The organism is Crocosphaera sp. Alani8 (genome assembly GCF_038442745.1).
Classification (GTDB): Bacteria; Cyanobacteriota; Cyanobacteriia; order Cyanobacteriales; family Microcystaceae; genus Crocosphaera.
On sequence record NZ_JARVCN010000486.1, the window covers coordinates 1 to 13,845 of the forward strand.

The following is a 13,845-nucleotide window of genomic DNA, read 5'->3' on the forward strand; positions in this document are numbered from 1 at the left end:
GTTGTAGGACATTGCCCGCTAACTAAGACTCCCCTCGCAAAAGTGACACGCTCCCTTTCTTTCCCGGTTTGATGCACAGTACATCAAACTACAATAAATTGACCAATAATTTTGTATCTTGTAAGACAATTCAAAAAAGTAAGGATAATCAACGCAGATTCAACCAATTTCCTAAATCTTCTACATTAGAAAAATCAAAAATACCCTCCCCTAATGCTTCAATTTCTTCAATATCTAATCCTTGAATTTGCTTTTTTATTTCGGGTTCAATAGTTCCTAATTTCCGTTCGATTAAACGAATCACTAAATTTTTTTCCCTGGTAATTCCTTGCTCAATTCCTTGCTCAATTCCTTGTTGCATCCAACTAGTGACAATTTCCATAACATCCTCTTGTTCTTGGGGTAAAAAAGTTTTTAATTCTGATTAAAAAATGTTTTCTTCAATTGGATTTAAAGTTAGATAAGTATCAATAAATCCTGAAATTAACTGCATTCTAGCTGGATCTAATTTTAATGTTACTAATAACCTTAAACATTGAGCTTTTACTTTAGGTCGATCTTCTTCTGCTATTTTCATTTTAGCCATTAATGCTGATGCAATGGGATTGGTTTGATTGATAAAATCTCGCCAATTAAACTGGTTAAGCTGCACCACACGATAATTAAATTCTAACACTTTAAAATCAGGAAATTCAACTTTGTACTGATTTTCTGCTACTTTTTGAGGATAATCATAGGAGAAAATAACAATGGGATAAATGGGTAAGGCGAACTTTTCATGAAGACGAGCAAAATAAGAGAACATTCGCTTATTAAAATTCCTTTGGGAACTAGATTGTGCTTCAACATGAATCAAGAAAAAAGAAGGCTGGTTTTTAAACTTCACCTGAGCAATTAAATCCGTTTCATATCTTTCCCCTTCTGTGACATCGCTGAAAATTTCTTTATCCAAAAATTTAACAGAACTTTCATCAAGATAGGCTATGATTTGAGGAAAAAATAAATCGATGAATTCAACAAAAAAAGTTGAGATTAATTCCTTGAATAAGCGATCATGATCAATCATTCTATTTAATTTCCTACACGATCTTGTAATTCTTGACTCATATAAGAGCGATCGCCCAATTTTTTTAACATAGGACCGTGTAATCCAAATTGAATGACACTAACCGATGCGGCTAACATATCTATTCGGTCACGATAAAGTCCCAAATCAATACCCAATAAGTGACACAAAATAATTCTAATAGTGGTTTTATGAGAAACAACCAAAACCTTCCCATCAGGATATTTTGTTTCAATTTCCGATATAACCAACATAGCACGGCTACCCACTTCCACCGCCGTTTCTCCATCAGGAGGAGGGTTCCAAGCCGGTTCCGTCATCCAGTTGATATACTCATCTAAATAATGCTCCTTAACCCAGTCACGGCTTTGATTTTCCCATCCACCAAAATTCATTTCTTTGAGTCCATCTTTGAGCTGCATTTCTACACCTATTGCTTCACAAAGAGGTTGTGCTGTTGAAATAGTACGCCGCATCGGACTAACATAAATAGCAGACCAATCAAAAGAACCATAAGCACCAGCAAAAGCTGTTGCCATCTCTTTTCCTTGAGGAGTTAAATCAGGATCAAGGGTTCCACAAAAAGTATCAGTAAAGCTATTTTCCGTTTCTCCGTGGCGCAAAAAATATAACGTTAAACTCATAACAAACAATCCCAATTGACCCAGTGAAAACAATTGTATCCGATTGTTTCAAGGCTAATGCAGATTCCTTATTGTACAGCTTTTCCACAAAAACCTAAAATAGAAATAGTATCTGGTTCTGGATCTTCTTCATATCTAAGTGAATTTGAATCAATGAACTCCCATTATTGACATCTGTATATGGTCAATTAAGTAATGATTCACGCTGAAACAATTGGCTAAAGCAAGAGTTGGGGATAAGTTAGTCAAATTGTTGTTCAAAGAACTCCTTGTAGCTTATGGTAGACATCAGCTTAAATAGCCCCAAAAAAAGGAAGCCATCCGCCTCCCTTGTTGGTGGTTATTTGGGAAAAACAATCATAAAGTAACAATAGATTTTTATAGGGAGTATTGGGTTGTGACCTTTCAAGAGTTTTGTTTATTGTTAGTTTCGGTTCTAACCAGTGCAGTAGGTCAGTTGTTCCTAAAACTAGGGGCTACTAAATTAGGAAAGGTGGACGGTAGTAATGCAGTTAGTCACATTATTAACATCGTCTTAACCCCAGAGCTAATTTTAGGACTATCTTGCTATGGGTTAGGGGCGATCGCTTACATTCTTTTATTAACTCGTGTTAATCTCAGTGTTGCAGGCCCATCGGCTTCCATCATTTATGTTTTTTCTGTTTTGATTGGTTATTTTGTCTTTAAGGAAACCATACCAATTCATAGAGCTTTCGGTCTAGGTTTTATTGTTTGTGGTGTTCTTCTTGTGGTCTGGAAAGGAAATTAATCTTTAGCAGGTGACAAATTCTGGGGTGTGGGGAATATTTTCTGTTTTTGGCCTTGCAAAATCTTTAACAGCTGTGCTATATTAGTTAATCGTTGAGAAGAACAAGGGCTTGTAGCTTAGTGGATTAGAGCGTGTGGCTACGAACCACAAGGTCGGGGGTTCAAGTCCCTCCAAGCCCGTATAAATCAAAAAACATGAGTAATTTTCAGGTTATTCGTACAGAGAATGCTCCTTCCCCTGTTGGTCCTTATAATCAAGCTATTGTGGCTCAGGGGAGACTTATGTTTATGGCAGGACAAATCCCTCTAGACCCCAAAACAGGGGAACTGGTTGGAGACAATGATATCAGTAAACAAACCCTGCAAGTCATGAAGAACATCGAGGCTATTCTAGAAGCCGCCGGAGCGAGTTTGGAAAACGTGGTTAAGACCACGGTTTTTCTCAGTGACTTAGGTAATTTTGCCACGATGAACCAAGTTTACGGTCAATATTTTGATGAAGCAAACGCCCCTGCTAGAGCTTGTGTTGAGGTATCTCGTTTACCCAAAGACGTTTTAGTAGAAATCGAGTGTATTGCTCTCATTCCCTAAATAGTCCCAACCATGAACAAGTTGGGGTTTACTGACCTAGATTAAATCAAATTGATGGCAAATAACCCCACAAACTGCCGCAAAAACTGTGATTCCTAAAGCTAAGAAAGGACTTTGTCCTTGGTGAACTGCAAAAGAGGTAACAACTCCTGCACCCAAACCAGCAGTTAAAGCAGCACTGAGATAGTCTTTGTCTGTATTTTTCTGATACATATACTTTTCGATTTTTTTAATACAAAGGATGATTTCGGCGTTGCTCAAACTTAACATTCTCTGAGAGTCAAAGGTCAGAAAATGTGATTAATCGCAATCAAGCTTTAAGTTTAGTCATATTTCTTAACAATAGCCAAGGTTCATCGAATCGAGATACATTGGATCAAGGAATGCTTATAAACCCTGACGAAAAATATGTCCAATACCTATACTGTTGAGATTCATCATCAAGGAACAACCCAAACCATAGAAGTTCCTGAAGACAAAACCGTGTTAGCTGTAGCTAGAGAAGCTGGTTTGGACTTACCAATTTCCTGCGAAGCTGGGGTTTGTACCACTTGCGCAGGGAAGCTATTAGAGGGGAGAGTCGAACAAAGCGATGGAATGGGTTTAGGTTCTGAGTTACAAGAAGAAGGATATGCTTTATTGTGCGTTTCTCATCCTCTTTCTAACTTAAAAGTTGAAACTGAAAAAGAAGAAGAGGTTTACAGTAGACAATTTCCGCAGCCCTAACTAATCGTATTATTGATAATAAGGGGTTTAATTTTCTTAAACTCCTTAACTATATCAACAAGAGATTAGACTCTATTTCTTGTTTAACTTTTGGGCTAATATTACCCTGTCCCTGTAAACATTCTACTAAGAAAGAATTACCCTCATAAAAGTGATTTAATAGTTCTTTTTCCTGCTCATTTAGTTGCCAATTGTATCCAATTTTACGATAGTAGATCAATAAATTACGAAATTGATAAATCCATTCTTCTCCTTGGGTTTTCCACCAATTAATAATATAGTTTGGTTCTTGTTGAAGGTCAGGAAGTTGTTTCTTAAGCTGTGTAAAATCCTCCAAAAAGTCTTTATCTAACTCAAATTTTTCGTGTATCTCTAAACTTAAACGCAAACTCAGAAAGTGTTTGATGTCAGGTTTTTTTGCTAAATCAAAACTATCTATAAAAGAACGAATTAAACTAGAATCAAGTTGAATTTCTTGGCTCAATTTACTCTGATAAAAGAATTGGGAATCTAGAGATAAAGCTAAGTTAAAATCTCGGCGACTAGATAAGGTGAAATAAAAAGCTCTTGTAGCGGATTTTGAGCAAGACAAATTAATAGACTCGATTTTCTTGTTGAGATATTTCAAATATTCCTTGAGCTTGATATTTTCTCGGCTGAATTTATCTAAGTATGATTTCATTTTTAAGAGTAAAATATCCGCTTGGGGTAGCATCTCAACCGTTAATAAAATAACTTCCCTCCAGGTTGGATTCATGATATTTTCGGCTAAATTAGTTAACTTATTATCTAGATCTTTACCATTGCTGGCTATAATGTGCCTAGAAGTAAAATATTCTTGAAAAGTGAGATGGGAAAAAGAGTATATGTTTTGGGCTTTTTCTACTAATATGCCATGCTGTATCTCAATAGACTTTAAAATAGCTTCACTAGTCAACCATAGGGATTCGAGGTCTTTTTTGAAGTTACAATGATTGCACAGATAATCTTCAATAATTTCTTGAACTTCGCGAGCTTCAAAAAAATAACGACCTTTAGTAAAAGTTACCTCTGCAATTTCACATAATAGTTTTCTCTTGTCCAATAAAGGTAAATCGTGATAAAAATCACTCCGTTCAATTCCTCTAGAACTGTCCCAACGTTGTAATAAAATATCTAATCCCGTTTCGTATAACTTAGCTTTTTGGCGAGGGAATGAAGACTTTTCTTTAAACACATAACATAAGAGATTTAGCAAAATTGGGGTAGTAGCTAATTCTCGAATGGATTGGTTTTCAGGAAGATTTAGTTGCTCTAAAAATTCCTCTGCTTTTTTCTGGCCTTCTGCTGGGGTTTTGCTAATTGCAACAAACCATTTTCCTACAAATTCATCAATATTGTTTTGATCAAAATTTGCCATTTCTACGTAATTGAAACGTTGGAAGTGAAACTGTTGTGCTGATTTTCTGGAAGTTATTACTATGGGATTTCTTGAGAATTTTCGAGAAAATGCTTGAATATTTTTGCACAGTTTCTCCCTATTCTTTTGTGGTACTTCGTCCAAACCGTCCAACAATAAGAAAAATGCTCCCGCTTCCAACAAAACATTACTTTGCTGAGCAGATAACCCATAACACTTTCCATAATCAGTTAAATACTTTTGTAGATTTAGTAACTCCTCTCCTTCTTGTTCCCATTCGCTTCTTAGTTGAATAAAACAAGGAATTAAATCTCTCGGATATTTTTTTTGAACACACTGTAAAGCTATGTATTGTAAAAAAGTGGTTTTTCCTGATCCTGGTTGTCCCAGAATGACTAGCTTATTTTGTTGAGTTACCACTTCCATACCTAATATAGCATCAGAACCTGGTTTAGATAAACGTAAAGTATTGTCCTGATTCAGAGAACCTTCCAAGTCGGATACCTCTAACCAACGTTGATAACTTGGTTCGAGATGTAAACTAGTGGTGGTGTATATTTTTTCTAGAGGAGGTTGACTCACCTGGAAAGAGGACTGTAAAACACTGCACTGTGTTATGATGTGGTCTTTGACCTCCAAGCTCATGGTAGACACTAGCTCAGATATATCAAGACTGTTGGTGATTGCTCGAGAATTTCCTGTGGAAAGAATTTTATCGGGGAGATCAGCGACACTTTCCCAGTCTAAGTTTAATTTAAAGCAAATTTCCTTAAAAACTGGACGAGAAACAGGACGAGCTGATAAAAACTTCCAAATGCTTTGGCGGCTGGATAATCCCACTTCTCCTGCTAAACGTTCTTGAGTCCAACCTTTGGACGCTAGGATTTTTTTCGCCTCCTCTATTCCAGATAAACTAGCTGATAATGATCGATTACTCATTCTAAAGGTAAAGAAACTAAAAAAATATTCTCAAGTTATCGTAAACAAAAAACAAGATCCGAATGTTCCTGCTTATATGACTTTATGATATCTGTTTCGTAGATTACTTAATCAAAACCACTCAATCAATGATCATTATCACTGGAAAATCATGATCTAAACAGTAATGATACTGAGTTATGAACACTGTTGACAGGATAAGTCTTCAAATGACATGGAGGAGTATTTGAAGATTTTGACCACTCACCCCATGAAGAGAAGTCAGTGAAAATCTCAAGAAACTAACGTTACTCGGTTCATAACATAAATTTTTCTATACTTTTATGTATCAGGTGAAAATAACTTTCTTAATTTTTTTTTTAGAAATGCTCTTGATAAAATACCCATTCTTGTGTTAAACAAGTAACTATAGGGGAGATGATATTCCCTAATTTAGTTTAAATCTAAGAAAAAACTGATTAATGTGTTGCTTGTTGATTGTTTATCTATCCGTAAATCACCTCTCAGGGTATATATAGCGTTTCTCGGACTCATGAGGTACACCTAACTTCTGCCTCCTGCCCCCTGCCTTCTGCCTCAAAGAGATAACTTCTGTACCTCACAAGTATGGGAACTGCTATACTTACATCTCCTATGTTTTGAATCTAAAAGTAACCTGAAGTGGTTGATCCTCTGTTTATAATCAAATCTTTTTATTATCCCCTTCTCATTTTGTACAATGCACTACAAAATTTATGTCATCAAATCATCATAAAGGTAAAAAGTATAAAATTTAGCAAATTTCCTCAAATATAAACAGTTATTATTCCCTAAAAACGGTTTTTCTAAATATCAAAACTTTATAAAAGTCCCTAACCTATATATCTGTAATATAATTTTATGAATTTGAGTAACCTTACACCTAATAAAATAACCTTAAGATATTTAGGGTTAACCAGTCTTGGTTTACTCCTAGCACAATTGCTGTTTGGAGTTATTCAGATTCGATGGCGATATTATCAACGAGTGGAAAATTTAACAACTAAGATAGAAGACTTAAGCCAAGAAGTTAGCATTATATCGGAAGATTCTAATTTCCAATTAGACGATGGAACCCTAGAAAGGTTGATGAGACAATCCAGTGTAGGAAAAGATCTACTATATAGTATCGTTGTGAACGAACAGGGAGAACCGACTACCAGCTTTTTTAATCAAGATAATTCCTCTATTGCTGTCACCCTTTCTCAATTTAGAAAAGGTAAAGTAGAATCCCAGTTAGAACCACTTCTCCAAAAACCTCATATTAGAGAAATACGACGACCGATTATTGTTGCTGGACAATCTTTAGGGGAAGTGCGTATTGCCTATACTCTAGAATCAATTCAAGAAAGTAATCTTAAATCAGCCACCAAAATTTTAATCGCTTCGTTTATTGTTAGTGGTGTTTTGATTTTGATTATGTTCGTCATGTTTAGACGAGAAGTACAATTACCATTGGGGCGGTTAGTGAGCAAAACCCAATCTTTGCTACCGAAAGAAAAACGCCCGAAGCTAAACCAATGGGATGAACTGTACCAATTAGAAAAATTAATCGCTAGTGTAGGTGATTATTTCCAGGATATTCAAGACTTACAGAAAAAAATGGCACAGCAAAAAGCTTCAGAAAAAGCTTTAGAAGAACTTAATCTGGCTAAAAGTGAATTTTTATCCATGATTGGTCATGAAATTCGCACCCCTTTAAACGCTGTGACTGGGATGACAGGATTGTTGTTAGATACGCAATTGAACGAGCAACAACAGGAATTTGTGGGAATTATCCGGGACAGTGGCAAAAATTTGTTAACGATGATTAACAATATTCTCGATTTTTCCAAAATTGAAGCCAACAAACTAGAGTTAGAAGAAGCACCTTTTGAACTGGGGCCCTGCATCGAAGAAGTTTTGCGCTTGTTTGTCTCTCAAGCCTCACAAAAGAACCTAGAATTAGCGTATTTAATCGAATCGAATACACCCAATGCCATTGTGGGGGATAGTACCAGGTTGAAACAAATTCTCGCCAATTTGATCGGTAACGCAGTCAAATTTACCGAGCAAGGAGAGGTGGTAATTTATGTCAATGCTACCCCCCTTAACCACACAGAAGAAGAACAAGAAAACCCCAATTATGAACTGAGGTTTGCCGTCAAAGATACCGGGATTGGCATTCCTGCTAATCGCAGTCATCGTCTCTTTCAACCCTTTAGTCAGGTGGACACTTCTACCACCAGACAATACGGAGGGACCGGACTGGGATTAGTTATTAGTAAGCGGTTGAGCAAACTAATGGGGGGAAAGATGTGGGTTCATAGCATAGAAGGTAAGGGTTCAACTTTCAACTTTACCCTTTGTGCCAAAGCTACCCCAAGTTTTTCTCCAGTCACCTCCCAAGAAGGGGAAGGCGCACTAATGGGTAAACGGATGCTCATTATTGACGATAATCTTACCAATCAAAAGATTTTAATTAATCAGGCTCAATCTTGGGGAATGTACACCTGTACCGTGGACTCCGCCGAAAAAGCTCTAGAATGGCTCCGACGGGGTAACTTGTGTGAAGTGGCTATTTTGGATATGAATATGCCAGAGATGGACGGTTTAGAGTTGGCTCGTGAAATTCGCAAACAATCTAAATGTGCTACTTTACCTTTAGTTATGCTCAGTTCTATTACCAAGGCAGAAATGGCCTCTCAAAACAGTCAGGGGGAGTTTGCTTCGGTGCTGATTAAACCAGTGCAGAAATCCCAACTTTACTACGCTCTGATGGATATTTTTGCAGGAACCCCCATTAAAGTTACCAGAAACAAGCCGGAATCTTATTTAGAAGAATCTTTGCTCGGCGAAACTCACCCCTTAAAAATTTTGGTTGCTGAGGATGTAGTGGTTAATCAACAGGTGGTTCATCTACTGTTGGAAAAACTGGGTTATCGCGCAGACATCGTTAGCGATGGACGGGAGGTATTAGAAGCCCTAAAAACTCGTTCTTATGATGTAATTTTGATGGATATTCGGATGCCAGAAATGGATGGATTAACAGCAACTCATTATGTCCGAGAGATTCTACCTCCTGATAAACACCCTTTCATTGTTGCTATGACAGCAGAATCCATGCAAGGTGATCGGGAAAAGTTTTTAGCCGCAGGAATGGACGACTATATCCCTAAACCCATCCGTATCGAAGAGTTAAAAAGAGCTCTTAGTCTTTGTCAACCTTGCTCGGAGTCTGTGGTGATCGATGAGAAAATTTTTGACCAATTACGGAAAATGGCAGGGAAACAGACTAACGAGATTATCGAGGGATACTTACAAGATGCTTCTTTAACCCTTGAAGGGATGAGAAAAGCTGTTGAAGATAAGGATACCGAGCAACTTCGTCAAGCAGCTCATGCACTGCGATCGCCTAGCGGAAGTCTGGGAGCTACTTATTTAAGCGATTTGTGTAAGGAAATGGAGGAAGTTGCCCGTCAGGGAGTCCTTAAGGGATCATCTGATAAAATGTCCAGAATTGCGATCGAATATGACAGAGTATCTGAAGCTTTGCAAAAAGAATTACAGCGAGAATTCACTGCTACTTAACAAACTGTTATTCAAAGAACTCACAGCAGCTTATCCTAAACACAGGGAAAAGTAACCACGAAAAATGTTTACATTAATCTTAAAAAAAAAGCAAGAAATATCAATAAGCCATAAAGACATTGCTTAAATAGAATCAGTGCGACATCACCATAGAGAAACTGTAATAGAAGCATACAGTCTATAAAAACAGACTAGAAGCATATTTTACTGATAAATACTATGGCTAATAACCTTCATATTTTCTGGTTAATAAGTCAATATAGAAAGGTTAGTTACCTATTTTTGTGAACACTTATCGACTCTATTTAACGCCGTGACACCGACTATTAGTGATGCTAACGTAAAAGCCGCTTTAATTGCCATCGAGTCTGAGACAGCTACTTTAGCAGAAAAAGTAGAAATGTTGATAGAAATGGCTACTGAGTTGCAAAAAAAGCCCAAAACTAGCCAACAACTCGAAGACGCTGTTTTACTTTACCGCAGAGGTTTAGAACTATCCCCACCTGATCTGCCTTTGTTAAAAGCTAGATGTTTATCGGGTATGGGGACAGCTTTAAGAACTATTCCTAGCGAAAGCTCAGCATTATTACTGGAAGCTAAAACCGCTTACGAAACCGCCTTACCTATTCTAGGAGAACACGCAGCCCCTGAAGAAATAGCGGAAACCCAAATGAACTTGGGTGTAGTATTGCAGGGTTTGGTAAACTTTGGTGAAGCTACCATGCAAGATGCCATACAAGCTTATCAAAAAGCTACCAAAGTCTTCACAGGTGAGAGTTATCCTCAAGAATTTGCTATTTTGCAGAATAACATTGCGATCGCCTATTTGTCCTTACCTTTAAGTCCCGATCAAGAAAAAATGCGTCAGGGTATGGCAGTACAATCCTTTGAAGCGGCTTTGAAATGGGTGACATTAATCGATCATCCCAGCGAATACGCCATGCTACAAAACAATTTAGCCAATGCTCTACAGTATCTTAATACTTCCCATCCCATCGACAACAATTTGAAAGCATTAGCAGCTTACGATGAGGCCTTAAAGGTAAGAACCCGACAAGATACCCCGATAGAATACGCTAACACTATTGCCAATAAAGCCAACGTTTTATTCAACTTACCAGATGATATTGAACACCCAGAAGTAGGAAACCCTAATAATCTAAAACAGTCTCAGGCTTACTATCAAGAAGCGAGACAAATATTTAGGGACTACGAACAATGGGAACGGGTAGATATTGTCACAGAAATGTTAAAAGATATAGACCAAGAATTAGCAGCCTTATCTCAATAACTCTACAAAATATTGAGGTTATAAAGTTTGTACTCTAGTTAATCTTAGGAGACTTTTCTCTATGCATGATTTGATGGTATACGTCACCAATAATCCAAGTATTCAAGACTTTTTTGCTAATTTAGTCGCTGGAGAAATTACCTTAATTACAGGAATTTTCTGGTTATTATTTGCTGGTTTTATTTCTATGATTGCAGGGGCCGTTGGTGGCATTCTCTTAGCAGGAAAAGATTTAGGCTACGAATTAGCAGGTATTTTAGGTAGCTTATTGGGACCAGCAGGTGTGCTTCCTGTGGCTACTATCGGTTTAGTTGTTCTCAAATTTGTTTAGGAGTTTTTGGTTATGTTAGATTTAGCTTGGTACTCAACAAAGTTATTTTTCAAAGGTAAATTATTCCGTAACCCTGGTTATTTTTATCGTCAATTAACTTTAGGGGTTTTGATTGGTTCTTTGTTATTAGTTGGATTAGGTGAAACAGGATTAAATCTTGCTTTTGTTATTACCATTTCCAGTCTAGTAACAGGTATGATGATGCCATTTTTACTCAAGGATTTGAAAATGCAGTAATTAGTCAAGAGTTGACAGTGAATAGTTATTAGCTATTCACTACAATATTTGAAACTTTAAATAATAAAATAATGACACAATTAACAACAGAAAAAAGACAAAATTTAGACGAACTGATTGCAGAAATTAGTCGCTATGAAGAAATTGTTAATCAATGGGATAAAAATCAGCAAATTGTAGTTGAAAGGTTAAAAGAAGCCATTGAAAGCTTACATAAAGAAGCTTTAACCCGTATTATTAAAACCGTAAAAAAAGAAGCATTACCAGCCTTACGGGAAGCAGTACAAGACGAATTAGTCTATGGAATTCTACGCTACCACGACTTAATTAAACCCCCAAAACCTCCCCTAGAAAAACGTATCCAACAAGCATTAGAAACAGTAAGACCGGGGTTAAAAAGCCATCACGGTGATGTAGAATTAATTGGTATTAAATTACCAGATACTGTAGAAGTTAAATTAATTGGAACTTGTAGCAATTGTCCTGCCTCTACCTTAACGATGAAACAGGGTATAGAACAAGCAATAAAAACATATTGTCCTGAAATTACAAAAGTTGTTTCTGTTAACCATACTGTCTCTTATACAGGGGAGAGAATTGATAGTCCTTTTGCTACTTCTCAAGATCTTGGTTGGTTTGCACTAGCTAGAGTCGATGAAATTCCTAATCTGGGAATTTTACCTCTAGAAATTGAAGGGTTAAAGTTGATTTTAGTCAGAAAAGATAACATAGTTAAAGGCTATCGTAATAGTTGTATGCACTTAGCGATGCCTTTAGATACAGGGGAAGTAGAAAATGGGGTTTTAACCTGTTTACATCATGGATTTAAGTATAATTTAGATACAGGAGAATGTATTACCTCTCCAGGGATATTTCTCGAAGCTTATCCAGTGAAACAGGATGGAGAAAAGGTATTAATTAAACTGGCTTAAATATGAATTGTAGTTTTAAAACAGCCATTTAAAACTGAATAAATTTATATATAATGTCTCTGATTTTCAATCCTTTTTTCTCTTTACAGTAAAGGTTTAATTCCCTAAGAAATTAAACCCTATAGTAATTAGTAATCAGTTGTGAGAAATTAAGTCTGAGGTGTAAGATAATAGTAAGCAACGGTAACTGATAACCGATAAAAAGATATCTCATCAATTATCCCTGATTAGGATATGAACCTACCCCCATCTTTCGATGTTATTTTGGTAGATTTCCTTGAGAATATCGACAACATTATAAGTAAATTCCCAACTAGGATAGTGATTTTTGAATTTTTGAACATCACTAATCCACCAAATATGATCACCAATGCGATTAGTTTCAACATATTCCCAATCTAGTTTTTTATCACTAATAGCCTCACAATGTTGAATCGCTTCTAACATCGAACAATTACTATAACGACTTCCTCCAATATTGTAAACCTCTGCTACTCCAGGGTTTTGATAAAAATGATAAAACGCATTCACCAAATCAAAACTATGGATATTATCTCGGACTTGTTTTCCTTTGTAACCAAAAACCTGATATTTACCCCCTGTCATGGTACATTTCATCAAGTAGGATAAAAAGCCGTGAAGCTTGGTTCCCGAATGACTCGGACCAGTTAAACATCCACCACGAAATGAAGCAGTTTTCATGTTGAAATAACGGCCATATTCTTGGACTAACACATCTGCCGCAACTTTAGAAGCCCCAAACAAAGAATGTTTACATTGATCAATACTCATAGACTCATCTATCCCTTGATTATAGGAATGACTAGAATCGATTTCCCAACGAAATTCTTGCTCTATTAAGGGTAAATTATTTGGGGTATCTCCGTACACCTTATTAGTAGAACAGAAAATAAACACCGCTTCTGGACAAATTTGACGGGTGTGTTCTAATAAGACTAGAGTTCCATTAGCATTGACACTAAAATCCATGTGGGGATCTTTCGCAGCCCAGTCATGAGAAGGTTGAGCTGCAGTATGAATAATTAGCTCGATGTCAGTGCCGTAGGTTTTAAAAATTTCTGCGATCGCTTCTTGATCGCGGATGTCAGCCCCATAGTGGATATAGCGATCGCCATATTCTTCTGTCAGACGAATACGGTTCCACTCAGTTGAAGCATCTTCGCCAAAAAAAACGCGACGCATATCATTATCGATGCCTACCACAGTATAGCCTCGATTGCAAAAGAACTTCACTGATTCAGAACCAATCAATCCGGCTGACCCAGTTACTAAAACGATTTTCATTGCTATTTAATATAAAATTTAGAAAGCG

Annotated in this window: 12 protein-coding genes, 1 tRNA gene and 1 pseudogene; 9 read left to right on the top strand and 5 right to left on the bottom strand. The window is 36.8% G+C overall.

The window, feature by feature from the left end:
• Positions 1-148: 148 nt before the first annotated feature.
• Together P9B04_RS23895 and P9B04_RS23900 are read right to left on the bottom strand one after the other, a co-directional pair.
• Positions 149-1,066: pseudogene (locus tag P9B04_RS23895) on the bottom strand (Rpn family recombination-promoting nuclease/putative transposase).
• 5 nt (positions 1,067-1,071) lie between these two features.
• Complete coding sequence (locus P9B04_RS23900) at positions 1,072-1,710, bottom strand: histidine phosphatase family protein (protein WP_342057455.1); 639 nt, start codon at positions 1,708-1,710, stop codon at positions 1,072-1,074.
• Positions 1,711-2,107: 397 nt separating this feature from the next.
• Between P9B04_RS23900 and P9B04_RS23905 the strand changes: the two genes are divergently transcribed.
• The 3 genes from P9B04_RS23905 to P9B04_RS23915 all read left to right on the top strand — a co-directional run bounded on the left by P9B04_RS23905 (position 2,108) and on the right by P9B04_RS23915 (position 3,069).
• Positions 2,108-2,479, top strand: a complete 372-nt coding sequence (locus P9B04_RS23905; protein ID WP_342057456.1) for an EamA family transporter — start codon at positions 2,108-2,110, stop codon at positions 2,477-2,479.
• 105 nt (positions 2,480-2,584) lie between these two features.
• A tRNA-Arg gene (locus P9B04_RS23910) sits at positions 2,585-2,658 on the top strand.
• 15 nt (positions 2,659-2,673) lie between these two features.
• Positions 2,674-3,069 (top strand): RidA family protein, encoded by a 396-nt coding sequence (locus P9B04_RS23915; RefSeq protein ID WP_342057457.1) that lies wholly within the window; start codon positions 2,674-2,676, stop codon positions 3,067-3,069.
• Between the two features lie 36 nt (positions 3,070-3,105).
• On the opposite strand, the gene P9B04_RS23920 is transcribed toward P9B04_RS23915, so the two are convergent.
• Positions 3,106-3,339 (bottom strand): hypothetical protein, encoded by a 234-nt coding sequence (locus tag P9B04_RS23920; protein ID WP_342057491.1) that lies wholly within the window; start codon positions 3,337-3,339, stop codon positions 3,106-3,108.
• A 138-nt stretch (positions 3,340-3,477) separates the two neighbouring features.
• Between P9B04_RS23920 and P9B04_RS23925 the strand changes: the two genes are divergently transcribed.
• A complete protein-coding gene (locus P9B04_RS23925) occupies positions 3,478-3,795 on the top strand; it encodes a 2Fe-2S iron-sulfur cluster-binding protein (protein ID WP_342057458.1) in 318 nt (105 codons plus the stop codon).
• Between the two features lie 49 nt (positions 3,796-3,844).
• On the opposite strand, the gene P9B04_RS23930 is transcribed toward P9B04_RS23925, so the two are convergent.
• Complete coding sequence (locus P9B04_RS23930) at positions 3,845-6,133, bottom strand: NACHT domain-containing protein (RefSeq protein ID WP_342057459.1); 2,289 nt, start codon at positions 6,131-6,133, stop codon at positions 3,845-3,847.
• Positions 6,134-7,012: 879 nt separating this feature from the next.
• Here P9B04_RS23930 and P9B04_RS23935 point away from each other — a divergent pair.
• The 5 genes from P9B04_RS23935 (at position 7,013) to P9B04_RS23955 (ending at position 12,512) form a co-directional block, all read left to right on the top strand.
• The gene (locus P9B04_RS23935) at positions 7,013-9,721 is read left to right on the top strand and encodes a response regulator (protein WP_342057460.1); all 2,709 of its coding nucleotides are present in this window, start codon (positions 7,013-7,015) and stop codon (positions 9,719-9,721) included.
• Positions 9,722-10,034: 313 nt separating this feature from the next.
• On the top strand, positions 10,035-11,012 hold the full coding sequence (locus tag P9B04_RS23940) for a hypothetical protein (RefSeq protein WP_342057461.1): 978 nt from the start codon (positions 10,035-10,037) through the stop codon (positions 11,010-11,012).
• 61 nt (positions 11,013-11,073) lie between these two features.
• The gene (locus P9B04_RS23945; protein WP_342057462.1) at positions 11,074-11,343 is read left to right on the top strand and encodes a hypothetical protein; all 270 of its coding nucleotides are present in this window, start codon (positions 11,074-11,076) and stop codon (positions 11,341-11,343) included.
• A gap of 12 nt (positions 11,344-11,355) precedes the next feature.
• Positions 11,356-11,580: a hypothetical protein gene (locus P9B04_RS23950; protein WP_342057463.1), complete on the top strand. Its 225-nt coding sequence runs from the start codon at positions 11,356-11,358 to the stop codon at positions 11,578-11,580.
• Between the two features lie 71 nt (positions 11,581-11,651).
• A complete protein-coding gene (locus tag P9B04_RS23955; protein ID WP_342057464.1) occupies positions 11,652-12,512 on the top strand; it encodes a NifU family protein in 861 nt (286 codons plus the stop codon).
• Positions 12,513-12,752: 240 nt separating this feature from the next.
• Here P9B04_RS23955 and P9B04_RS23960 read toward each other — a convergent pair whose 3' ends face one another.
• Positions 12,753-13,817 carry an NAD-dependent epimerase/dehydratase family protein gene (locus P9B04_RS23960; protein ID WP_342057465.1) on the bottom strand — a complete coding sequence of 355 codons (1,065 nt, stop codon included), beginning with the start codon at positions 13,815-13,817 and terminating at the stop codon, positions 12,753-12,755.
• Positions 13,818-13,845 lie beyond the last annotated feature (28 nt).